This window comes from Nocardioides pinisoli, assembly GCF_024199985.1.
Classification (GTDB): Bacteria; Actinomycetota; Actinomycetes; order Propionibacteriales; family Nocardioidaceae; genus Nocardioides; species Nocardioides pinisoli.
Genome location: NZ_JANARS010000004.1, coordinates 411755 through 433709 on the forward strand (window position 1 = coordinate 411755; position 21955 = coordinate 433709).

The 21955-nt window shown below is 73.7% G+C and carries 16 protein-coding genes and 1 pseudogene; 11 read left to right on the forward strand and 6 right to left on the reverse strand.

What is annotated here, in order from left to right; all coding sequences use genetic code 11:
* Positions 1-13: 13 nt before the first annotated feature.
* Together NCI01_RS11455 and NCI01_RS11460 are read left to right on the forward strand one after the other, a co-directional pair.
* Positions 14-664 carry a CDP-alcohol phosphatidyltransferase family protein gene (locus NCI01_RS11455; protein WP_254181609.1) on the forward strand — a complete coding sequence of 217 codons (651 nt, stop codon included), beginning with the start codon at positions 14-16 and terminating at the stop codon, positions 662-664.
* A complete protein-coding gene (locus NCI01_RS11460; RefSeq protein ID WP_254181610.1) occupies positions 664-1122 on the forward strand; it encodes a VTT domain-containing protein in 459 nt (152 codons plus the stop codon). Before NCI01_RS11455 ends, NCI01_RS11460 begins: the two co-directional genes overlap by 1 nt.
* Before the next feature lie 15 nt (positions 1123-1137).
* Here NCI01_RS11460 and NCI01_RS11465 read toward each other — a convergent pair whose 3' ends face one another.
* The 4 genes from NCI01_RS11465 to NCI01_RS22745 all read right to left on the reverse strand — a co-directional run bounded on the left by NCI01_RS11465 (position 1138) and on the right by NCI01_RS22745 (position 5401).
* A complete protein-coding gene (locus NCI01_RS11465) occupies positions 1138-2361 on the reverse strand; it encodes an ABC transporter permease (protein ID WP_254181611.1) in 1224 nt (407 codons plus the stop codon).
* Entirely contained in the window at positions 2358-3239 is an 882-nt protein-coding gene (locus NCI01_RS11470) for an ABC transporter ATP-binding protein (protein ID WP_254181612.1), read from the reverse strand. Before NCI01_RS11470 ends, NCI01_RS11465 begins: the two co-directional genes overlap by 4 nt.
* 81 nt (positions 3240-3320) lie before the next feature.
* Positions 3321-4031, reverse strand: coding sequence for a response regulator (locus NCI01_RS11475; protein WP_254181613.1), 711 nt, complete (start codon positions 4029-4031; stop codon positions 3321-3323).
* A complete protein-coding gene (locus tag NCI01_RS22745) occupies positions 4031-5401 on the reverse strand; it encodes a sensor histidine kinase (RefSeq protein ID WP_254181614.1) in 1371 nt (456 codons plus the stop codon). The genes NCI01_RS11475 and NCI01_RS22745 overlap by 1 nt, the downstream gene beginning before the upstream one ends.
* Positions 5402-5491: 90 nt before the next feature.
* Between NCI01_RS22745 and NCI01_RS11485 the strand changes: the two genes are divergently transcribed.
* The 3 genes and pseudogenes from NCI01_RS11485 to NCI01_RS11500 all read left to right on the forward strand — a co-directional run bounded on the left by NCI01_RS11485 (position 5492) and on the right by NCI01_RS11500 (position 8027).
* Positions 5492-6226, forward strand: a complete 735-nt coding sequence (locus NCI01_RS11485) for a class I SAM-dependent methyltransferase (RefSeq protein WP_254181677.1) — start codon at positions 5492-5494, stop codon at positions 6224-6226.
* 132 nt (positions 6227-6358) lie between these two features.
* Positions 6359-7447, forward strand: a pseudogene (locus NCI01_RS22950) (DUF222 domain-containing protein); the annotation flags it as partial.
* A gap of 244 nt (positions 7448-7691) precedes the next feature.
* Positions 7692-8027, forward strand: a complete 336-nt coding sequence (locus tag NCI01_RS11500; protein ID WP_254181617.1) for a YnfA family protein — start codon at positions 7692-7694, stop codon at positions 8025-8027.
* Positions 8028-8034: 7 nt separating this feature from the next.
* Here the strand turns inward: NCI01_RS11500 and NCI01_RS11505 are convergent, their stop codons facing one another.
* The gene (locus tag NCI01_RS11505) at positions 8035-9234 is read right to left on the reverse strand and encodes an acyl-CoA dehydrogenase family protein (RefSeq protein WP_254181618.1); all 1200 of its coding nucleotides are present in this window, start codon (positions 9232-9234) and stop codon (positions 8035-8037) included.
* Between the two features lie 147 nt (positions 9235-9381).
* On the opposite strand from NCI01_RS11505, the gene NCI01_RS11510 reads away from it, so the two are divergent.
* From NCI01_RS11510 to NCI01_RS11535, 6 genes are all read left to right on the forward strand, one after another.
* Positions 9382-10410: an iron ABC transporter substrate-binding protein gene (locus NCI01_RS11510; protein WP_254181619.1), complete on the forward strand. Its 1029-nt coding sequence runs from the start codon at positions 9382-9384 to the stop codon at positions 10408-10410.
* Between the two features lie 62 nt (positions 10411-10472).
* Complete coding sequence (locus NCI01_RS11515) at positions 10473-11966, forward strand: ABC transporter permease (protein ID WP_254181620.1); 1494 nt, start codon at positions 10473-10475, stop codon at positions 11964-11966.
* On the forward strand, positions 11963-13024 hold the full coding sequence (locus NCI01_RS11520; RefSeq protein ID WP_254181621.1) for an ABC transporter ATP-binding protein: 1062 nt from the start codon (positions 11963-11965) through the stop codon (positions 13022-13024). The genes NCI01_RS11515 and NCI01_RS11520 overlap by 4 nt, the downstream gene beginning before the upstream one ends.
* Positions 13021-15627, forward strand: coding sequence for an AMP-binding protein (locus NCI01_RS11525; protein ID WP_254181622.1), 2607 nt, complete (start codon positions 13021-13023; stop codon positions 15625-15627). The genes NCI01_RS11520 and NCI01_RS11525 overlap by 4 nt, the downstream gene beginning before the upstream one ends.
* Positions 15628-15709: 82 nt before the next feature.
* Positions 15710-17860, forward strand: coding sequence for an MMPL family transporter (locus tag NCI01_RS11530; RefSeq protein WP_254181623.1), 2151 nt, complete (start codon positions 15710-15712; stop codon positions 17858-17860).
* Positions 17861-17891: 31 nt separating this feature from the next.
* Entirely contained in the window at positions 17892-18608 is a 717-nt protein-coding gene (locus NCI01_RS11535) for a hemerythrin domain-containing protein (RefSeq protein WP_254181624.1), read from the forward strand.
* Here the strand turns inward: NCI01_RS11535 and NCI01_RS11540 are convergent, their stop codons facing one another.
* The gene (locus tag NCI01_RS11540) at positions 18609-21947 is read right to left on the reverse strand and encodes an ATP-binding protein (RefSeq protein WP_254181625.1); all 3339 of its coding nucleotides are present in this window, start codon (positions 21945-21947) and stop codon (positions 18609-18611) included.
* Positions 21948-21955: the final 8 nt, after the last annotated feature.

Sequence of the window (21955 nt, forward strand, 5' to 3'; positions counted from 1 at the left end):
TAGCATCCCGGGCGTGGGGAGCGGGGTGCAGGGGGGCACGACAGAGGAGCCGGCCGGGGGGCCGGACGATCCCGGCGATCGCTACGGCATCCGCGAGGAGCGGCTGCTGACGGGCGCGACCGTCATCACCGCCGTCCGCACCATCGCTTCCGTCGTGCTCGCGGCGATGGCCGCCCACCAGCAGAGCCTGACGATGCTGGTCGTCGCCCTGGGCGTCTACTGGGTCGGCGACATGCTCGACGGCTTCTACGCCCGGGTGCGCGACTGCGAGACCCGCATCGGGGCCGTGCTCGACATCATGTGCGACCGGCTCAACGCCGCCGCGTTCTACATCGGCCTCGCGTGGCTGCAGCCCGACCTGTCGCCGGCGATCTTCGTCTATCTGGCGGAGTTCATGGTCGTCGACTGCTTCCTGTCGATCGCGTTCCTCGCCTGGCCGATCCGTAGCCCCAACTACTTCTTCGTCGTCGACCGCACCATCTGGCTGTGGAACTGGTCCAAGCCGGCCAAGGCGGTCAACAGCGCCCTCTTCGCCGTGCTGCTGCTCGTCACCGGCTGGATGTGGGTCGGCCTGGCGATCGCCTCGGCGCTCCTGGTGCTCAAGTGCGTGTCGCTGCGCCGCCTGGTGCAGATCGGCCTGCCGGTCCCCGGAGCCGCGCGCTGATGCTGCTCTGGAGCGTGCTGGGCGCCTCGATCGCCTCCGCCCTCGTGCCGCTCATCAACATCGAGGCCATCCTGGTGGTCTCGGTCAGCCAGGCTCCCGGCCAGCTGTGGGGCCTGCTGGTGGCCGCGACGATCGGGCAGATGCTCGGCAAGATCCTCTGGTACTGGGGCGGCATGCACCTCGACCGGGCCCCCTGGGTCCACCGCCAGCTCGAGAAGCCCAAGGTGCGGGCATCGCTGGACAAGTGGCACGAGCGTGCGGAGGGCCGGCCGTGGTTCACGGCCGGCCTGCTCTTCGTCTCCGCCAGCACCGGCATCCCGCCGTACGCCGTCACCGCCGTGCTCGCCGGGACGCTGCGGGTGCCCTTCTGGATCTTCATGGTCACCGGGCTGCTCGGACGCGGGCTGCGGTTCTGGGCGGTCGTGACGGGGACCTCGTCCCTGGTCGGGTTCTTCTGAGGTCCCCGCCCGGGGTCACTCGGCCGCGGACCACGCCTGGCGGAGGCTCACCCGCCCACCGGTCTGCAGCAGCGCCCGGCGGTAGAGGCGCTCGCCGACCCAGACCGTGACCGCGGCGAACGCGGCCAGCAGGCCCAGGGCCAGCAGCGGCTCCCACCACTCCACCCCGCCGGCCAGGATGCGCTTGGGCATCACGACGGCCGACACGGGCGGGACGAAGGACGCGATGACCTGCCCCCGGCCGTCGAGCGACAGGCCGCCGAAGAACATCACGAGCATCAGCATCGTCAGCGGCGTCGAGGTCGCCTGCAGGTCCTCGGTGCGGGAGGCGAGCGACCCCGCGACCGCCCACAGGCAGGCGAGGGCGACGAAGCCCGCGAAGAAGAAGGCGATGAACCAGGCCGTCGGACCCGACAGCGCCGGGACGTAGGAGGAGTAGGACGTGAACGACAGCCCCACGAGGCCGACGGCGAGGTAGACCAGCAGCTGGATCATGGCCAGGGCGGTGTTGCCGAGCACCTTGCCGGCGAGCAGGTGCCGCAGCGGGATGGCGGCCGCGATGATCTCGACGATCCGGCTCTGCTTCTCCTCGATCACCGACGACGCGAGCTGCATGCCGAAGACGAGGGCGGCGAAGTAGAAGAGGAAGACGAACACGAAGCCGACCGCATGGGCCACGCCCGCCTTCTCGGCGTCCCCGCGCAGGAAGTCGGTGCTGACCGTGCTGCCGGCCTGCAGGGCCTCCACCGTGGTGCCGACGTCGGCGGCGTTGTCGGCCAGCACCTGCTGGCTGACGACCGCCTCCACGACGCCGGTCAGCGATCCCTGCTCGCTCGACTCCGAGGTCAGCTGCCAGCCGTCGTCGCCCGGGTGGAGCCAGGCGTCGGCCTCGTCGTCGAGCAGGGCGGCCTCGGCCGCCTCCCGGTCGTCGACCTCGACGACCGTCACCTCGACGTCCTCGTCGACCTCCGGCGCGCCGTCGGCGACCGCCGTGGCCATCGCGACCGAGTCGGGCGTGGCGGCCAGCGTGACCTGGTCGGTCCGCTCCTCCTGCCACGCGTTGAAGCCGATGAAGCCGGCGATCAGCACGACCATGAACGCCGTGCCGAAGAGGAAGGACTTGTCGGTGATGCGCGAGACGACCTCACGGCGCGTCACGAGCAGCCAGGCGGGCTCGGACCCACGCGCCTCGTTGCCGGGCTGGTTGGTGGGCTGGTTGGTGGGCTGGTCGGTGCTCATGCGGTGGCCTCCCGGTAGATCTCGCTGAGGGCCGGGCGGACCCGGACGAACTCGTGGACGTCGCCGCGGCTGGTCGCCTGGGCGACGAGGTGCTGCTCGGCGCCGTCCTGGCGGACCTCCACCAGCGCGGTCGCGCCGTCGAGGTCGAGGACCTCGAGCCCGCGGAGGTCACGGACCCAACCGGCGTCGCCGCCGAGGACGAGGCGGAAGCGCGGCACCCCCGCGTCGCGCAGCTCCGCAACCGTCCCGGCGGCGACCCGGCGTCCTTGGGCCAGCACGACCAGGCGGTCGCACAGGCGCTCGACGAGGTCGAGCTGGTGGCTGGAGAAGAGGACCGGCACGCCGTCGCGGGTGTACTCCCTCAGCAGGTCGACCATCGAGTCGACCGCCTTCGGGTCCAGTCCCGAGAAGGGCTCGTCGAGGACGAGCGCGGCCGGGCGGGGCAGCACCGAGGCGATGATCTGCACCCGCTGCTGGTTGCCCAGCGACAGCTTCTCCAGGTGGTCCTTGGTCCGCTCCCCCAGCCCGAACCGCTCGAGCAGCTCGGTCACCTGGGTGCGGGCGGCGACCCGCTCCATGCCCTTGAGCTGGGCGATGTAGACGAGCTGGTCGAGGATCGGCTGCTTGGGGTAGAGGCCACGCTCCTCGGGCATGTAGCCGATCCGCCGGCGGTCGTGCCGGGTGATGGCCCGGCCCTGCCAGAGCACCTCACCCTCGTCGATGCCGAGCACGCCCATCATCATCCGCATGGTCGTGGTCTTGCCCGCACCGTTGCCGCCGACGAAGCCGGTCATCAGCCCGGCCGGCACGTCGAACGACACGTGGTCCACGGCGACGTTGTCCCCGAACCGCCTGGTCAGCTCCCTGATCTCCAACATGACGACGACGTTAGTGACGGGAGGGACCCGTGTGATCCGTCGCGCGACGGAACCTCGCGGCGGACTCCCCGCGCGGGTCGCTCACTCCTCCGTCGGGAGGATGAGACCGGCCTCGTAGGCGTAGATGACCGCCTGCACGCGGTCGCGCAGGTGCAGCTTGGCGAGCACGTTGGACACGTGCGTCTTCACCGTCGCCTCGCCCAGCACGAGCGTGCCGGCGATCTCCCCGTTGGACAGGCCCCGGCCGAGCAGCACGAGCACCTCCCGCTCGCGCGCGGTGAGCAGCGCGAGCTCCTTCGGCTCGGCCCGGTCGGGGCCCGTGCCGCCCTCCGTGCCGCCCACAGTGCCGTCGGCTCCCGCGCTCGACCCGCCGGCCATCTGGCCGATGACGCGGCGGGTCACCTCCGGCGCGAGCAGCGCGTGCCCACGGCCCGCCGCGCGTACGGCGTCGAGGAGCTGCTCCGGCCCGGCGTTCTTCAGCAGGAAGCCGCTCGCACCTGCCCGCAGCGCGTCGAAGAGGTAGTCGTCGCGGTCGAAGGTGGTCACGATGACGACCTTCCCGAGGTCGTCGGCGACGAGGTGGCGGGTGGCCTCGATGCCGTCCATCCGGGGCATCTGGACGTCCATCAGCACCACGTCGGGGCGGGTCGCGCGGGCCTGCTCGATCGCCTCCAGCCCGTCGGCGGCCTCGCCCACGACCTCGATGTCGTCCTCGACGGACAGGACCATGGCGAAGCCGGAGCGCACCATCGCGTGGTCGTCGACGAGCAGGACCGTCAGCGGGCGCTCCATCACGACGCCGTGAGGGGGTAGCGGACGCGGACCCGGTAGCCGCCGGTCACGCGCGGCCCGATGTCGACCTGGCCGTCGTGCGTGGCCGCGCGCTCGCGGATGCCGAGCTGTCCCAGCCCGCTGCCCGAGGTGCCGTGCCGGGGTCGGCCGTTGTCGACGACCTCCACCTCGGCGTAGGCGGCGGCTCCGTCGACGCGGACCACCACCGAGACGGTGTCGGCGGTGCTGTGCCGACGGACGTTGGTCAGCGCCTCCTGGACCGTGCGGTAGATCGCCAGGCCGATGCCGCGGGGCAGGCTGCTCGTGGCGCTCGGCCGGTCCTCGACGACGTCGAGGTGCACGGCGAGCCCCTCCCGGCGCACCTGGGCGACCAGGTCGGGCAGGTCGTCGACGCCCGCCTCCGACGTACGGTCGCGGCTCCCGGTGTCCGCGTCGCCGTCACCGTCGACCTCGCGGTCCGCGGGGCCCTCGCGCAGGGTGCCGAGCAGGCGCCGCATCTGCGTCAGCGCGTCGCGGGAGGCCTCCTCGACGTGCGTCAGGGCCGTCCGCGCGGCCTCGGGGTCGCGGTCGAGCACCCGCCGCGCCGCGCCGGCCTGGATGCCCATCGCGGAGACGCCGTGGGCCACGACGTCGTGCAGCTCGCGGGCGATGCGCAGGCGTTCGTCGAGGACGGCCTGCTCGCGTAGCCGGCCGGCCTGGGCGGCGATGGTGCCGGCCTGCTCCTGCAGGCGGATGCGCTGCCGGGCCGCCCGCCAGGACACACCACCGCCGACGATGGCGCCGCCGAAGTAGATGACGTTGACCAGCAGGGTGATCGCCACGGCCGCGGGGATGGCGGGGAACAGCCCCACCCGTTCGCCGTCCTCCGTCGCGTCGACCATGTCCTGGGCGGCCGAGCCGACGGCGAACTGCCAGGTGATCCAGGCGAACATGAACAGCACGATCGTGCCGATCACGACGACCATCGCGCGCCGGTCCCGGGCGTAGGCGACGCCGGAGAGCAGGGCGACGAAGTAGACGATCTGCAGCGACACCTGCCCCATCACCTGCGGCATGGTCACGCCGGCGACGAACATGTGCAGCGCGGCCAGGCTCGCGACCACGAGCGGCCAGCGGCGCCGGCCCAGGAGCAGGGCGGCCCCCGTCGACACGGCGAGCCACTGCGTCCACACCGGGGCGTCGGTGTGGTCGAGCCCGCCGGCGCTGCGTACGAGCTCCAGCGCGAGCAGGCTGACCGCCTCGACGCTCGCGGCCAGCACGACGTCCTGGCGCCCCAGCGGTGGGCGGGGGCGTTCCCACGTGTCGTCGACGCCGAACCAGCGCGCCGTGCGCAGGCGGGCCGGGACTGCGGGGGGCGAGGAGACGGGCACGGCACGCGAGCCTAGGTGACGGCTGCCCCCGCCGGATCCGTCGCCAGAGGGAGATCGAGGTCCTCTTGTAGCGTCGCCTCGGTGTCAGGGATGCATTTCGAGCGGATGGCGGCCCAGTACGCCGGCGCGCGGCCGCCGTACCCGTCACGGCTCTACGACCTCCTCGCGGAGCAGGGCGTCATCGGTCCGGGCACCAGGGTGCTCGAGGTCGGCGCCGGGTCGGGCCTGGCCACGCGGGAGCTGGTCCGTGCCGGCAGCGAGGTCGTGGCCATCGAGCCCGGGCGGGAGCTCGCCCGGCTGCTCGGGCGTGAGGTCCCAGAAGCATCCGTGCTGCTCACCGGCCTCGAGGACGCCACTCTCCCCGACGGAGGCTTCAGCGCTGCCGTGGCAGCGACCTCGATGCACTGGGTCGACCTCTCGATCGGCCTGCCGCGGCTCCACGCGGCGCTGCGGCCCGGAGGCCGGCTGGCCGTGTGGCGCCACCTGTTCGGGGACGACAGCGTCGACACCGAGTTCCGGCGACGGGTGGCGCACGTCGTCGCCCAGCGCCCGCGCGAGCCGGGCGCGCCCCGCGTCGAGGCCCGGCCCACGATGGACGAGCTCGCGGCCGGGGGCTGGTTCGAACCCGAGCGGACGGAGCACTGGCGCTGGTCGATCGACCTGGACACCGACCACGTACGCCGTCTCTTCCGGACGTTCAGCGACTGGAGCGAGCCGGAGGTGGACGCCGTCGCGCGCGCCGCCGACGAGCTCGGCGGCGTCGTCACCGAGCACTACCAGTCGACCCTGCATCTGCTGACCAGGTCAGCGAGTCCACGAGACTGAGGTCCCCCAACGACGCGCTCGGTTTTGCGACGCGACCGTTCCTCGGACCAGCAATCATCCACAGGACCGACTTCGGCGAGTCTGACCACATGTCGGCCTCCGACTGTCGGACCCTCCTGCTTCATTGGTCACATGCCCGCCAGTCGATCTCCTCTCACCGCAGCCGCGATCACGGCGACGCGGCGCGAGGTGCAGGCCGCGCTCGACGGCCCGAGCAGGCTCGACGACGCCGGTCGCGTCGACGCGATCCGGGCGCTGGAGGAGCTGGCCTGCACGGTGAGCGCAGCGCAGGCAGCGCTGGCGGCCGAGCTGGCCGACTCCGTCGAGGCCGACCACGAGGCGCTGGGCGTCCCGTCCGCCCGGCGCGGCCAGGGTGTCGCCGCGCAGGTCGCCCTCGCGCGGCGGGAGTCGCCCCACCGCGGCCAGCGCCACCTCGGGCTGGCGCGGGTCGTGCGTCGCGAGCTCCCCCACACGTGGGCCGCCTGGCGGGCCGGTCGAATCACCGAGTGGCGGGCCACGCTGATCGCGCGGGAGACCTCCTGTCTCTCCCTCGAGCACCGGCTGCTCGTCGACGAGGCGCTCGCTGCCGACCACGACGAGCTCGAGGCGATGAGCGATCGTCAGGTCGTCTCGTCCGCACAGGACGAGGGCGCCCGGCTCGACGCGGCCGCACAGGTGGCTCGGCGCCGCAAGGCCGAGTCCGAGCGCCACGTCTCGATCCGACCCGCGCCGGACAGCATGGTCTGGCTGACCACCTTGCTGCCGGTCAAGGACGGCGTCGCCGCCTTCGCGAAACTGAGCCGCGAGGCGGACAGCGCACGGGCGGAGGGCGATCCACGAACGCGCGGCCAGGTGATGGCGGACGCCCTCGTCCAGTCCGTCCTCGGCGGCGCCACGACAAGGTCCGAGGACGACACGGGCGGCGAGCCCGTCACCAGGGCGAGGAAGACGCTGCGGTCACTCCCGGTCGCCCTCGGCGTGGTGATGACCGACGCCGCGTTGTTCGGCGGCGCGGACGACGCAGCACACCTCGAGGGCTTCGGCCCGATCCCCGCCGAGCTGGCGAGGGAGATCGTGTGCGGCGCCCTCAGCGCGGACGAGGTCGTGACCATCCGCCGGCTCTACGCCTCGCCCACCACCGGCGAGCTGGTCAGCATGGACGCCCGCACCCGCCACGTCGACCACGTGCAGCCCCACGATGCCGACGGTCCCACCGCGGGACACAACGGGCAGGGTCTGTGCGAAGCGTGCAACCACGCGAAACAGGCTCCGCGTTGGCGGGCCAGACCCGAGCCGGACGGCAGCGTGACGACGACCCTCCCGACCGGCCACACCCAGTCCACCCGACCGCCGGCCGTGGCGACGGTCAGGCGTCGGGAGCTCCCCGCCCTGACGATCGACTACGTCCTCGCCGGCCGACACCTGACGACGGGATCGTGCCGACCCGGCTGCCAGACTCCCGCCCATGACCGTCGTCGCGTCGCTCGTCCTCTTCGCCCTGGCCGCCCTCGCCGAGATCGGCGGCGCGTGGCTGGTGTGGCAGGGCCTGCGCGAGGACCGCGGCTGGCTGTGGGTCGGCGCCGGGTTCATCGCCCTGGGCCTCTACGGCCTGGTCGCCACCCTGCAGCCCGACGCCCACTTCGGGCGGATCCTGGCGGCGTACGGCGGCGTGTTCGTGGCCGGCTCGCTGGCCTGGGGCATGGTCGTGGACGGCTTCCGCCCCGACCGCTACGACGTCGGCGGCGCGCTGGTCTGCCTGGTCGGCGTCGCGGTGATCATGTACGCCCCGCGGCCGGCCTGAGCACGGCTCACTCGACCGGCAGGCCGAGACCCCGCGCGATCAGCATCCGCTGGACCTCCGAGGTGCCCTCACCGATCTCGAGGACCTTCGCGTCGCGGTAGAACCGCGTGACGGGGTACTCCTCCATGAATCCGTAGCCGCCGAAGACCTGCGTCGCGATGCGGGTCGCGGTGACCGCCGACTCGGTGGCGTAGAGCTTGGCGACGGCGGCCGCCTGCTTGAAGGACCCCATGGTGACCGAGGAGGACCCGGCGTCCATCGCGTCCTTCATCGCCGCGGCCTTGTAGGTCAGCAGGCGCGAGGCGTCGAGCATCACCTGCAGGTCGGAGACCTGGAAGGCGAGGCCCTGCTTGCGCCCGATGGGCCCGCCGAAGGTCTGGCGCTCACCGGCGTACTGCAGCGACATGTCGAGGCAGGCCTGGATGCAGCCGACCGCGAGCGCGGCGATCGCGACCCGGCCGTCGTCGAGCGTGGCGAGGAACTGGGCGTAGCCGCGGCCCCGCTCCCCGAGCAGGTGCGACTCCGGCACGCGCGCGTCGCTGAACGACAGCGGGTGGGTGTCGGAGGCGTGCCAGCCGAGCTTGTCGTAGGCCTTCTCGGCGGTGAAGCCGGGGGTGTCGGAGGGGACGATGATCGTCGAGATCTCCGGTCGCCCGTCGGCGCGCTCACCGGTGCGGGCGGTGACGGTGACGAGCGAGGTGATGTCGGACCCGGAGTTGGTGATGAACTGCTTCGAGCCGTTGACGACCCACTCGCCGTTCTCCAGCACTGCCTTGGTCTTCGTCGCCCCGGCGTCCGAGCCGGCGCCCGGCTCCGTCAGGCCGAAGCCCGCGATCTTCTCACCGGCGACGAGGTCGGGCAGCCAGGTCTTCTTCTGCTCGTCGGTGCCGAAGGTCAGGATCGGGTTGATCCCGAGCCCGACCGCCGCCTCGAGGGTGATGCCCATCGACTGGTCGACGCGGCCGACCTCCTCGATCGCCAGGCACAGCGAGGTGAACCCGCCGTCCTCGCCGGCCATGCCCGCGCCGCCGAACTCCTCCGGGGCGGTGAGCCCCATCAGGCCGAGCGCGCCCATCTTCTGGACCACGTTGGTCGGGAAGTGGTGGTCGCGGTCCCACTGCGCGGCGTGCGGCGCGATCTCGGCCTCGGCGAAGTCGCGGACGCTGCGGCGGAACTGCTCGTGCTCGGGGGACAGCTCGAAGGTCATGGAGCGAGAATAGCGGGGCAGGTTAGCGATCGCTAACCCCCAGGCTCGGTCGTTCACGTGGCCGGTCCGTGTGACGTACGCGATTCCCCGCCGCACGGCCTCCGGGTCTAGAGTTAGGGCAGCCTAAGCAAAGTAAGGACGCCCCCCGTGACCCCTTCCCCGCGCCGCGCGACCACGCGCGCCAGTGTGGCCCTGGCCGCCACCCTCCTGACCGCCTCGACCCTGTCGGGGTGCGGCGTCTTCGGCTCGCCCGACCTCGTGGTCTACAACGCCCAGCACGAGCAGCTGCTCGACGAGATCGTGCCGCTGTTCGAGGAGGAGTCGGGCCTCGACGTCGAGCTGCGCAACGGCAAGGACCTCGAGATGGCCAACCAGATCGTCGAGGAGGGTGGCGACTCCCCGGCCGACGTGTTCCTCACCGAGAACTCCCCCGCGATGAGCATCGTCGACAACGAAGGCCTGTTCGCCGAGCTCCCCGAGTCGGCGACCGCGTCGATCCCCGAGCAGTACGTCCCGGCCGACCGCACGTGGACCGGCTTCCTCGCCCGCTCGACTGTCGCGATGTACAACACCGACACGATGACCGAGGCGGACATGCCCGCCTCGATCCTCGACTTCGCCGACCCCGAGTGGGAGGGCCGCGTCGCCTTCTCCCCCACCGGTGCGGACTTCCAGGCGATCGTGTCCGCCGTCCTCGAGCTCGAGGGCGAGGAGGCCACGGCCGAGTGGCTCGCCGGCCTCGAGGCCAACGGCGTGATCGTGCAGAACAACCTCGTCGTGATGCAGTCGGTGGACTCCGGCGAGGTCGACGCCGGCATCGCCTACCACTACTACTGGTACCGCGACCGCCAGGAGAACGGGACGGACTCCGACAGCTCGGCGCTGCACTTCTTCGGCAACCAGGACCCGGGCGCGTTCCTCAGCATCTCCGGCGCCGGCATCCTCGACAGCAGCGAGAACAAAGAGGCCGCGGAGGAGTTCGTCACCTGGCTGACCGGCACCGAGGCCCAGCAGGCGATGGCGGAGTCCTACGCCCTGGAGTACCCGCTCAACCCCGAGGCGAGCCTCGCCCCGGAGGTCAAGCCCTTCGACGAGCTCGAGCCGCCGGCGGTCGACGTGGCCGCCCTCAACGGCCCGCAGGTGACCGAGCTGATGACCGCGGCAGGCCTCCTCTGACCACGCTCACCGCCCGCACCGGGCGCCGTACGCCGCTCCCGCTGCTCGTCGCGGGGGCGGCGGTGGCGCTCCTCGCGCTGGTGCCGCTGGTGTACGTGGCCTCCTACGTGGTCATCATCGGCCCCGTCGACCTCTGGGAGCTGCTGGCGCGTCCGCGCATCGCCGAGCTGCTCCGCAACACCGTCACCCTCGCGGTCGTCTGCATGGCCGCCACCGCCGTGCTCGGCGTCGCACTGGCCTTCCTCGTCGAGCGCACCGACCTGCCCGGCCGCCGCCTGTGGCACGGGCTGCTCGTCGCGCCGCTGGCCGTCCCCGCCTTCGTCAACGGCTACGCCTGGGTCTCGCTCGACCGCAGCATCAACGGCTTCACCGGCGCCTTCATGGTCGTCACGCTGTCCTACTACCCGCTCGTCTACCTGCCCGTCGTGGCGATGCTGCGCCGCCTCGACCCCGCGCTGGAGGAGTCGGCCTGGTCGCTCGGCCACTCGCGCGCCCGCACCTTCCGCACGGTCGTGCTGCCGCAGCTGCGACCCGCGGTGCTCGGCGGTGCGCTGCTGGTCGGCCTGCACCTGCTCGCCGAGTTCGGCGCGCTGTCGCTGCTGCGCTTCCCGACCTTCACCACCGCCATCTACGACCAGTACGGCTCGACCTTCAACGGGGGTGCCGCCACCGCGATGGCCGGCGTCCTGGTCCTGCTCTGCTTGGTCCTGCTGCTCGCCGAGCTGCGGCTGCGCGGCAACCGCCGGTACGCCCGGCTGGGCCGCGGCGCCGCCCGCGGCGCGGTGCGCGTCGCCCTCGGTCACGGGCGGTGGCCGCTGCTCGCCGCCGTCGGAGCCGTCGTCGCCCTCGCCGTCGGGGTCCCGGCCTTCTCCCTGGTCCGCTGGCTGGCCGTCGGCACGTCGACGGAGTTCCCGGTGGCCGAGCTGGTCGAGGCGCTGGTCGCGACGGTCGCGCTCGCGCTCGCCGGCGCGGTCGTCACGACGCTCGCGGCGATCCCGGTCGTCTGGCTGGCCGTGCGCCACCGCGGCTGGGCGAGCACGGTGATCGAGCGCAGCACCTACGTCGCCAACGCGCTGCCCGGCATCGTCGTCGGGCTCGCCCTCGTCGTGGCCTCGCTCCGCCTCGTGCCGGCCGTCTACCAGACCGCCGCGCTGCTCGTGGCGGCGTACGTCATCCTCTTCCTGCCGCGCGCGGTGGTGACGGTCCGCGCCGGGCTCGAGCAGGCGCCGACCGTGCTCGACGACGTCGCGCACAGCCTCGGCCACGGTCCGCTCGCGACCGCCCGCCGGGTGACCCTGCCGCTCATCGCGCCGAGCCTCGGCGCGGGCGCGGCGCTGGTGTTCCTCGCGATCTCCACCGAGCTCACCGCGACGCTGATGCTCTCCCCGATCGGCACCAGCACGCTCGCCACCGAGTTCTGGTCGGCCTCCTCCGAGCTCCGCTACGGCGCCGCCGCTCCCTACGCGCTGCTGCTCGTGCTCGTCTCGATCCCCGCCACCGTGCTGCTGATGCGCACCGACAGCCCCGCCACCAAGACCGAGAGGGTTCCCGTATGAGCTCGCTCACCATCACCGGCGTCACGAAGTCGTTCGGCTCCGGCGCCTCGGCCACTCGCGCCGTGGACGACGTGACGCTCCACGTGCCGCACGGCTCGTTCACGACCGTGCTCGGCCCGTCCGGCTGCGGCAAGACGACCCTCCTTCGGCTCATCGCCGGCTTCCTCGTCCCCGAGTCGGGCGCCATCGCCTTCGGCGACACCGTGGTCGTCGGCGACGGCGTACGCCCCATGCCCCCGCAGACGCGACGAGTCGGCTACGTCCCCCAGGAGGGCGCGCTCTTCCCGCACCTCGACGTCGCGGCCAACATCGCCTTCGGCCTGCCCCGCGAGGCGCGCGGCACGACGGGCGCGGACCGCGTCGCGGAGATGCTCGAGCTCGTCGAGCTGCCCGCCGACTTCCGCGACCGGCGACCCGACGAGCTGTCGGGTGGCCAGCAGCAACGCGTGGCCCTGGCCCGCTCGCTGGCGCCGGCGCCGGCGATCGTCCTGCTCGACGAGCCCTTCTCCTCCCTCGACGCCGGGCTGCGCGGCAGCACGGCGCGCGCCGTGCGACGCGCCCTGGCGGTGACCAACACCACCGCCCTGCTCGTCACCCACGACCAGAACGAGGCGCTCTCCCTGGCCGACCAGGTCGCCGTCATGCGGGCCGGCCGGCTGGTGCAGTCGGCCGCGCCGAGCGAGGTCTACCTCTCCCCGAGCGACCCGCAGGTCGCGGAGTTCGTGGGCCGCGCCGTCGTGCTGCCCGGCACCGCCACCGACGCCCGCGCGACCTGCGCGCTGGGCGAGGTCGTGCTGACCGAGCCCGCCACCGGGCCCGTCGCACTGATGATCCGACCGGAGCAGGTCTTCGTCGACCTCGCGCACGACGAGGGCGTCCGCGGCACGGTCGAGGAGGTCAGCTACTACGGCCACGACTGCGCCGTGCAGGTCCGCCTCGACGAGGGCACCTCGGTGCTCGCCCGGATGGCGGGGGTGCGGCGCCCGGGCCCCGGCGACACGGTCCACCTGCGCGTGACCGGGCTGGTCCGCGCCTACCACCCGGCGGGCGCACCGTGACGCTCACCTCGCCCCAGCCCGCGCTCGACCGGTCCGGGAAGGTCGGACCGGTCCTCGACCACGCGCGCTCCGGCGCCGCCCCCGCGGTGGTCGCCGGCGACGCGGTCCTCACGCACGCCGACCTCGCGCGCCGCGTGGCGGACCGGGCGGCGACGTGGGGCCCCGCCCGGCGGCTCGTGCTGGTCGAGGGCGCCAACGAGCTCGACTCGCTGGTCGCCTACCTCGCCGCCCTCCAGCACGGCCACGTCGCCCTCGTCGTGCCCGACGGCCGCTCCGCCCAGCGCGACGCGACCGTCGCCGCCTACGACCCCGACATCGTCTGCACGAGCGGCGCGCACGACGACGTACGCCGCTCGCGCAGCGCCCACGACCTGCACCCTGACCTCGCGCTCCTGCTGAGCACCTCCGGCACCACCGGCTCCCCCAAGCTCGTGCGGCTCTCGCGCGACAACGTCGCGAGCAACGCCGCGGCCATCGCCGACTACCTCGCCCTCACCCCCGCCGACCGCGCCGTCACCACCCTGCCGCTGCACTACTGCTACGGCCTCTCGGTGCTGCACTCCCACCTCGTCGTCGGCGCGAGCGTCGTGCTGACCGACCTGAGCGTCGTCGACGAGTGCTTCTGGGACCTCGTCGCGCGCACCGGGGTGACCGGCCTCGCCGGCGTGCCGCACACCTTCGACCTGCTGGCCGCCAGTGGCTTCGAGGACCGCGACCTCCCCACCCTGCGCCGGGTGACCCAGGCGGGCGGGCGACTCGCGCCGGACGACGTACGCCGCTGGAGCCGGTTCGGCCGCAGTCGCGGGTGGGACCTCGTGGTGATGTACGGCGCCACCGAGGCCACCGCACGGATGGCCTGGCTGCCGCCCGACCTCGCCGAGGAGCACCCGGCCAGCATCGGCGTCGCGATCCCCGGCGGGCACCTGCGTCTCGACGAGTCCGTGGACGACCGGCCGGGTGTCGGCGAGCTCGTCTACTCCGGCCCCAACGTGATGCTGGGCTACGCCGAGGCCCCCACCGACCTGGCCCTGGACCGCGTCACGACCGAGCTGCGCACCGGTGACCTCGCCCGGGAGCGGGACGGTCTCTTCGAGGTCGTCGGGCGACGCAACCGATGGGGGAAGGTCTTCGGGCTGCGCATCGACCTCGACGCGGTCGAGCGCAGCCTGCGCGCCGACGTCGACCGGCACGCCCGGGTGGTCGCCACGGGCCGGGCCGTCCACGCCTTCGTGACGAGCGGTCGCGGCAGCGCCGCCGCGCGGACGCTCGTGGCCGAGCAGTGCGGCGTCCCCCTGCACGCCGTGCGGGTCACGGTCGTGCCGCAGGTCCCCCACACGGGCAGCGGCAAGCCCGACTACGCCGCCCTCGGCGACCTCGCCGCGCAGGTCGAGCAGGAGGAGGGCGCCACCAGCGCGCCGGATGCGCCCGCCCGCGGCGTCCGCGCCGACGTCGTCCGCGTCCTCGGCCGGCCCGACGCCACGGAGACCGACTCGTTCGTGTCGCTCGGCGGCGACTCGCTGTCCTACGTCGAGCTCGCGACCCGGCTCGCCGACCACTTCCCCGACGGGCTGCCCTCCGGCTGGCACGTGCGCAGCATCGGCGACCTCGAGCGCCTCGCCGCCACCGCCGACAACGACGGCACCACCGACGCCCGGCCGGGCACGACCGCCGCGGCGCGCGAGCGCACCCGCCGCGACCGCCCGCGCACCAGGCTCGACACGTCGGTCGCGCTGCGGGCGCTCGCGATCGTGCTCGTCGTGGCCAGCCACGTCGACCTGGTCGGCCTCGAGGGCGGCGCCCACCTGCTCCTGGCCCTCGCGGGGTTCAACTTCGCGCGCTTCCAGCTCTCCGCGCCCGGTGGCGCCCGCACCCGGCTGCGACACGGCCTCGCCGGGCTGGCGCAGCTCGTCGTCCCTGCGGTGCTGTGGGTCGGCACGGTCGCCCTGGTGCTCGGCAGCTACGACCTCACCACCGTCCTGCTCCTCCGCGAGGTGGTCAACGGCTCGGAGTGGGACGACCAGTGGCAGCTGTGGTTCCTCGAGTCGCTGGTGTGGCTCACCGCCGCAGCCCTGGCCGCGACCACGCTGCCGGTGCTGCACCGGCTCGAGCGTCGTACGTCGTTCCGCTTCGCGCTCGCCGTCCTCGCGGTCGCCACGGTGGCGCGGGTCGCCGAGGTCGGCCTGCGCGCCGGCCCGACCGAGCGCTACACCACGCTCGTCGTGGCGTTCTTCTTCGCCCTCGGCTGGGCGGGGGCGCGGGCTGCGACCACCCGTCAGCGCCTGCTCGTCTCCGGGCTGGCCCTGGTGCTGGTCGTCGGGTTCTTCGGCCAGGCGCACCGCGAGGTGATCGTCCTCGGCGGGTTCCTGCTGCTGCTGTGGCTCCCGCACGTGCCGGTGACGCCCCTGCTCGCGCGGGCCGCGGGCGTGCTCGCGGGCGCCAGCCTGTTCATCTACCTCACCCACTGGCAGGTCTACCCGCCGCTCGAGGACGCCGGTCACCAGTGGCTCGCGCTTGTGGCGTCCCTCGCAGTCGGGATCGCCTACGCGCGCGTCGTACGACCTGTGCACCAGGCGGTCGGGCGCGCGGTGCTCGGGCCGCGCTAGCCCCCGAGACACCTCGTCAAGTCGGCTGCAAGAGCGGTACAAGAGCCCGGTCCGAGGCTGTTCGGCATCCACCCGAACATCCGTGAGGACCACCGCAATGTCGCTCAAGCTGCATCACCTCGGCCGAACCGCTGCCGCACACCCCTGGCGCACCATCTGCGCCTGGCTCGTGCTCGCGGGCGCCGTCTTCGCCCTCGCCGCCGGCCTCGGCGGCACCCCGCAGGAGAACTGGGACATCCCCGGGGCTCGCGCCCAGGTCGGTGTCGACCAGCTCCGCGAGCACACCCCCGGCGCCGGCAACGCCACCGCCACGGTCGTCGTCCACGACCGCGACGGGGCGCCGCTGCCGGCCGACATGCTGAAGCCGCTCGCCGACCGGCTGGGCGCGCTGGACCACGTCGTCTCGGTCTCGCCGCCGCGCGCGAGCGCGGACGCGGACACCGCCCTGCTCACCGTCTCCTACGACGTGCCCGTCACCCACCGCGACCTCTACCAGGACGTCGAGCCGCTCGAGAGCGCCATCGCGCCCACCGAGGAGGCGGGCTTCCAGGTCGAGCTCGGCGGCGACCTGCCCGAGACCGCCGCAGCACCGATGCGGGGCACCGGCGAGCTCATCGGCATCGTGGCCGCGCTGCTCATCCTCGTGCTCGCCTTCGGCTCGGTCATCGGGGCCGGGCTGCCCGTCGTCGTCGCGCTCGGCGGCCTGGCGGTCGGTTCCGCCGGGATCACGCTGCTGGCCGCAACCATGGACGTCAGCACCTCGGCTCCGATGGTGGCCTCGATGGTCGCGCTCGGCGTGGGCATCGACTACGCCCTGCTGCTGGTCACGCGCTTCACCGAGTTCCTCGCCGCGGGGCACGAGAAGACCGAGGCCGCCGGCCGCGCCGTCGCCACCGCGGGGCGCTCTGTGGTCTTCGCCTCCGCGACCGTGCTGATCTCGCTGCTCGGCCTGCGCCTCGCGGGCCTGCCGACCTACGACGCCTTCGGGTTCGCCACCGCCATCGCCGTGGTCGCGGTCGCCTCCGCAGCGCTGACCCTCGTGCCGGCCCTGTGCGGCCTGCTCGGTCGGCGGCTGCTGCCGCGCAAGGTACGACGCGCCCGCGGCACCGTCGGCAGTCCCCTCATGGAGCGGTGGGCCACCCGCGTCGGCCGTCGCCCGGTCGCGTGGGCCTTGCTGGCCACCACGGTGATGCTCACCCTGGCCGCCCCGGCGCTGGCGATGCGCACCTGGCCCCAGGACGCGTCGGCCCAGTCGTCCGAGCTGACCACCCGCCGCGCCCACGACCTGGTCGCCGACGAGTACGGGCCGGGCGCCAACGGCCCGATCCTGTTCGTCGTCACCGCGTCGAAGGTCTCCGAGGCCGAGACCGAGTCGCTCGCCGCGTCCATCGGCGGCCGCGACGACATGGCCACGGTCACGCCGGTCACTGCGTCGCCCGACGGAGCCCTGCGCATCTTCTCCGCCGAACCGACCTTCGGTCCGACCGACGAGCGCACCACGGAACTGGTGGGCGACCTGCGCGCGGACGTCCCCGCGGGCGTCGAGGTCACCGGCACCACGCCCCTGTTCGCCGACATCGCCGACCTGCTCACCACCCGGTTGTGGCTGGTCGTCGGGTTCGTCGTCGGCATCTCGGTCCTGCTCCTGGGCCTGGTCTTCCGGTCGGTGGTCGTGCCGATCAAGGCAGCGGTGATGAACCTGCTGTCCATCGGCGCGGCCTACGGCGCCGTCACCGCGGTCTTCCAGTGGGGCTGGGGCGCCGAGCTCCTCGGCATCGACCACCCGATGCCGGTCTCGAGCTGGCTGCCGATCCTGCTGTTCGCCGTCCTGTTCGGCCTCTCGATGGACTACGAGGTCTTCCTGCTCTCACGGGTCCGCGAGGAGTGGCTGGACTCCGGTGACGCCCGGGAGTCGGTCGTGCGCGGCCTCTCCCACACGGGACGGGTCATCTCCGCGGCCGCCGCGATCATGGTCGCCGTCTTCCTCGGCTTCGCCTCGGAGGTCGACGTCGTGGTCAAGCAGCTCGGGCTCGGCATGGCCGTCGCGGTCGCTCTCGACGCCACGGTCGTCCGGATGGTCCTGGTGCCCGCCACCATGACCCTCCTCGGTCGCCACAACTGGTGGCTGCCGGCCTGGATCGACCGCATGCTGCCGACCGTCCGCGTCGACGTGACCGACCTCGACGACGAGCTCGACGAGCTCGCCCCCACCCGCACGCCGGTCGGCGTGTGACCACCCACCACGTCCTTCGAAGGAGCACCCGATGAGCACCACACACCACGACTGGCCGACACAGATCATGCTGGCGGGCCAGGCCGCAGCGCCCGAGGGCCCGGTCGACATGACCATGATGTACGTCATGCACCACGCCTTCCGGCGCGACCTGTCGATGCTGACCGAGGCCACCCGGGCCACGCCGGTCGACGACCGCACCGCGTGGCGGCTGCTCGCGCAGCGCTGGGCCGTCTTCCACGAGGCGCTGCACGGCCACCACACCGGCGAGGACGCCGCGCTGTGGCCGCTCCTGCTGGAGCGCGCCGAGGCGTCCGACCGGCAGACCCTGCTCGACATGGAGGCCGAGCACGCGGAGGTCGACCCGCTGCTCGAGGCCTGCAGCCAGGGCTTCGCCCGGCTCGCCGGGCACGCGGACGACGACGCCCGGGCGGCGCTGGCGGTGCGGCTCGCCGCCACCCGCGAGTGCCTCGCGCGACACCTCCGGCACGAGGAGACCGAGGCGATCGCGATCATCCAGCGGGTGCTCACCCAGGCCGACTGGGACCGGCTCGAGGAGGAGGAGTTCAAGGACGACCTGACCTTCGCCAAGATCGTCCGGGTGGTGCCCTGGGCAGCCTCGGACCTCCCCCGCGAGGTGCTCGACGGGGTCTTCGCGACGAGCGAGCCCGGCTTCAAGGTCATCTGGCTGCTGACCCGGCGGCGGTTCGCCCGCCGCCAGGCCCGCGCGTTCCGCCACGTGGCCTAGCTAGAAGCCGAGCTCCGAGCGCACCGCGGCGAACCACTCACCGGCGAGCGTGAGCTCCCACTCCGCGCACAGGCGGACGGCGTCGTCCGCGTGCCGGGTGGCGAGCTCGCGCTCGCCGGTGGCGTGCGCGGCCATCGCCAGGAAGTGGTCGACGAGCCCGACGATGGTGCCCGAGCCACCGGCGGCCGGCATCCCGGCGTACGGTGCCAGGCGCTCGTAGGCGACCGCCGCCACCTCCGGCACCCCGGCCCGCAGGGACGCCTCGGCCGCCAACGCGAGCGTCAACGGGGAGAACCACCAGTCGGCCGAGAGCTCGGGCATCCCGACGTGCAGCCGGGCCCGTGCCTCGTCGAGCCGGCCGCCGCGCGCGAGCACCAGCGCGACGGACGCGTCCGTGGGGAGCACCTGCATCTGTGCCAGCGCGTCGACCATGCCCAGCAGCTCCTCGTCGCGACGTCCCCACACGAGCTCCATGAGGACCGCACCCAGCACGGCGTCGCCGGCCTGCGGGACCGCCACCCGCTCGGACATCGCGACCATGTCGGCGAGCAGCGTGCGGACCGTGTCGAGCTCGCCGCGCATGGCCCGCCAGGGGATCTCGAGGCCGTCGCAGAAGAGGCGTACGAACAGCTGCCGGACCGCGGTCGCGCGGGCGCGGGTGTCCTCGACCTGCTCGAGGAGACCCTCCACCCGTCCCGACTCGGAAGCGGCCGAGGCCCGCTGGGCGAGGGCCACGCACAGCGAGACAGCGTCGCCGAGCCTGTGGGCGAGCTCGACCGCCTCACCGGCGAGGGCGTGGCGCTGGTGGGCGGTGGCCGGGCTCCACAGGCTCATCGGCACCGTCAGCAGGGTGTCGAGGAGCACCTCGTCGTCGCCGAGCCGACGCGCCATCGCGAGGGCCTGCTCGCTGAGCGCCTCCCGCTCCTGGACCGAGGACTGGTAGTAGATCTCCGTCGCCAGCGCGCTCATCGCGCGGCAGCGGGCCACGCCGTCACCGGGAGGCAGCGCGTCGAGGCAGCGGCGGAGGATCGCGATCACGTGCTCGTCGACCTGCCCCCACACCCCCGTCTGCCACAGCGCCTTGGTGACCAGGAGCCCGATCGCGCGCAGCTCGCGCTCCACGTCGCCCTCGACGAGCGCCAGCGCCCGGTGGACCGTCCGGCGGAGCAGCACCAGCTCGTCGGTGAGCTGGTAGGCGCGGGCGAGCGCGCAGACCAGGTCGAACCGCTCCTCGCCGGTCGCCTCCGGGTCGGCCTCGAGGGCGTCGAGCCCGTCGGCGAGGAGCGCCACGGACTCGTCGTAGGCGAAGACCGCGTCGGCGGCCGCGGCGGCGGTGCGGGCGGCGCGCCAGGCCCGGCCGGCGTACGTCGGCCCGGCGGCCAGCCAGTGGCGCGCGACCTCGCTCTCGCGTCCGCCGACACCCTCGAGCATCTCGGCCGTGCGGGCGTGCATGCGCCCGCGCCGGCTCTGCGAGACCGCGGCGTAGCAGGTGTCGCGGACCAGGGCGTGCGCGAACCGGAACCGGTCCACGGCCGGCTCCGCGACGAGACCGGCGGCGAGAGCCGGCTCCAGTCGCTCCAGCACCTCCTCCTCGTCGAGGTCGAGCAGGGGGACGAGGGTCGCGAGGTCGAACTCGCGACCGACCACGCAGCCGACGCGGAGCGCGGCGAGGGTGGGCTCGGGCAGCGCCGCGAGGCGCCTGCTGATCACGTCGTTGACGGCCGCGGGCGGGTGGTCCTCCGCGAGCAGCGCCGTCAGGTCGCCGCCCTCGCGCGCCAGCCGGGCGTACTCCACCAGGAAGAACGGGTTGCCGTCGGTGCGGGCGCGCAGGGCGTCCGCCTCGGCGGACGTCGGGGCCGCCTCGGCGACCGACGTGACCACCTCAGCGACCTCGACGGCGGTCAGGCCGGCCAGCTCCAGGCGCAGCGCATGGCGGCGGGCGAGCATGTCGGCCACGACGGCGAGCTGCCCGGTCGGCGCGGGCTGGTGCCGCCAGGTGCACACCACCATCAGTCCGCCGGACTCGGCCGTCTCGGTCAGCAGCCGCAGCACCCGCAGCGTCGACGTGTCGGCCCAGTGGAGGTCGTCGAGGACGAGCAGCAACGGTCGCTGCCGGGCCGACTCGAGGAGGGTGCCGGTGATCGCCTCCCAGGCCCGGAACCGCGCGGCGCCGTCATCGGCCCCGCTGTCGGAGGCGGGCAGCTCGGCCCCGAGGGCGGAGAGCACGGCGGCCCAGGGATAGAGCGGCGGCGCGCCCTCGTCCTGCGAGCAGCGCCCCACCAGCACCTCCACGCCCTGGGCCCGGGCGACCGCCGCGAGCTCCGCGCACAGTCGGCTCTTGCCGATGCCGGGCTCCCCGGTGAGCGCCGCGAACGCCGGCGCCTCGGCCGACTGCTCCAGCAGGCCCACGAGGGCGGCCAGCTGGTCGTCGCGCCCCACCAGGGGCAGGCCGCCCGGCGACCGTCGCGGGTCCGGGACCGGCGGCGGCCGGTCCGAGGCCGGCGGCGTGCTCGGGACCGGTCCGGCGGCGGGAGCCGAGCCGCGGCCGGACCACTCGAGCTCGGGATCCTGGCGCAGCACGGCGGTCTGCAGCCGACGCAGGTCGGCACCCGGCTCGAGCCCCAGCTCGTCGGCGAGGAGCTCGCGGACCCCGCGCAGGGCCTCGAGCGCGTCGGCCTGGCGGCCGGACCTCGCGAGCGCCAGCGCGCGGAGCCCCCAGAGGCGCTCGCGCAGCGGGTGCGTGGTCGTCAGCACCTCCAGCTCCGCCGCGACCGTGGCGTGGCGACCGAGGGCGAGCCCCGCCACGGCACGGTCCTCCAAGGCGATCGCGCGCAGCTCCTCCAGCCGGGCCCGCTCCGCCATCGCGGCCGGCGCGTCTCCGAGCTCGGCGAACGGCGTCCCGCGCCACAGCCCCAGCGCGTGCTGCAGCTGCTCCAGGAGCGGACCCGCCTCGGCGAGGGAGGGCTGCGGGAGCACGACCGTGCCGAGCACGGCGTGCGCACCGGACACGGCGGACTCGAACTCCCCCGAGTCGAGGTCTGCCTCCGGCAGCGCGAGCACGTAGCCACCGCCGCGGGTGATCAGCACCTCCGAGGGGCCGCGCAGGGCACGCCCGGGCTCCAGTGCGCGCCGCAGCCGGGCGACGTACCCCTGCAGAGTGGCCGTCAGGGCGGTCGGCGGCGCGTCGGACCAGACCAGGTCGACGATCGTGTCGACCGGCACCGGTCGACCGCGGTGGAGCGCGAGGGCGGCCAGCAGGGCGCGCTGCTTGCGCGAGCCGAGGTCCACCGCCGCGCCCTCGCGGCTGGCCTCGGCCTCTCCCAGGATCGCCACCCGCACGAGCGCAC

Coding starts and splice junctions, on each gene's coding strand:
- NCI01_RS11460 (WP_254181610.1), top strand. CDS start 664: ATGCTGCTCTGGAGCGTGCTGGGCGCCTCGATCGCCTCCGCCCTCGTG.
- NCI01_RS11465 (WP_254181611.1), bottom strand. CDS start 2,361: ATGAGCACCGACCAGCCCACCAACCAGCCCACCAACCAGCCCGGCAAC.
- NCI01_RS11470 (WP_254181612.1), bottom strand. CDS start 3,239: ATGTTGGAGATCAGGGAGCTGACCAGGCGGTTCGGGGACAACGTCGCC.
- NCI01_RS11475 (WP_254181613.1), bottom strand. CDS start 4,031: ATGGAGCGCCCGCTGACGGTCCTGCTCGTCGACGACCACGCGATGGTG.
- NCI01_RS11485 (WP_254181677.1), top strand. CDS start 5,492: ATGCATTTCGAGCGGATGGCGGCCCAGTACGCCGGCGCGCGGCCGCCG.
- NCI01_RS11500 (WP_254181617.1), top strand. CDS start 7,692: ATGACCGTCGTCGCGTCGCTCGTCCTCTTCGCCCTGGCCGCCCTCGCC.
- NCI01_RS11505 (WP_254181618.1), bottom strand. CDS start 9,234: ATGACCTTCGAGCTGTCCCCCGAGCACGAGCAGTTCCGCCGCAGCGTC.
- NCI01_RS11520 (WP_254181621.1), top strand. CDS start 11,963: ATGAGCTCGCTCACCATCACCGGCGTCACGAAGTCGTTCGGCTCCGGC.
- NCI01_RS11535 (WP_254181624.1), top strand. CDS start 17,892: ATGAGCACCACACACCACGACTGGCCGACACAGATCATGCTGGCGGGC.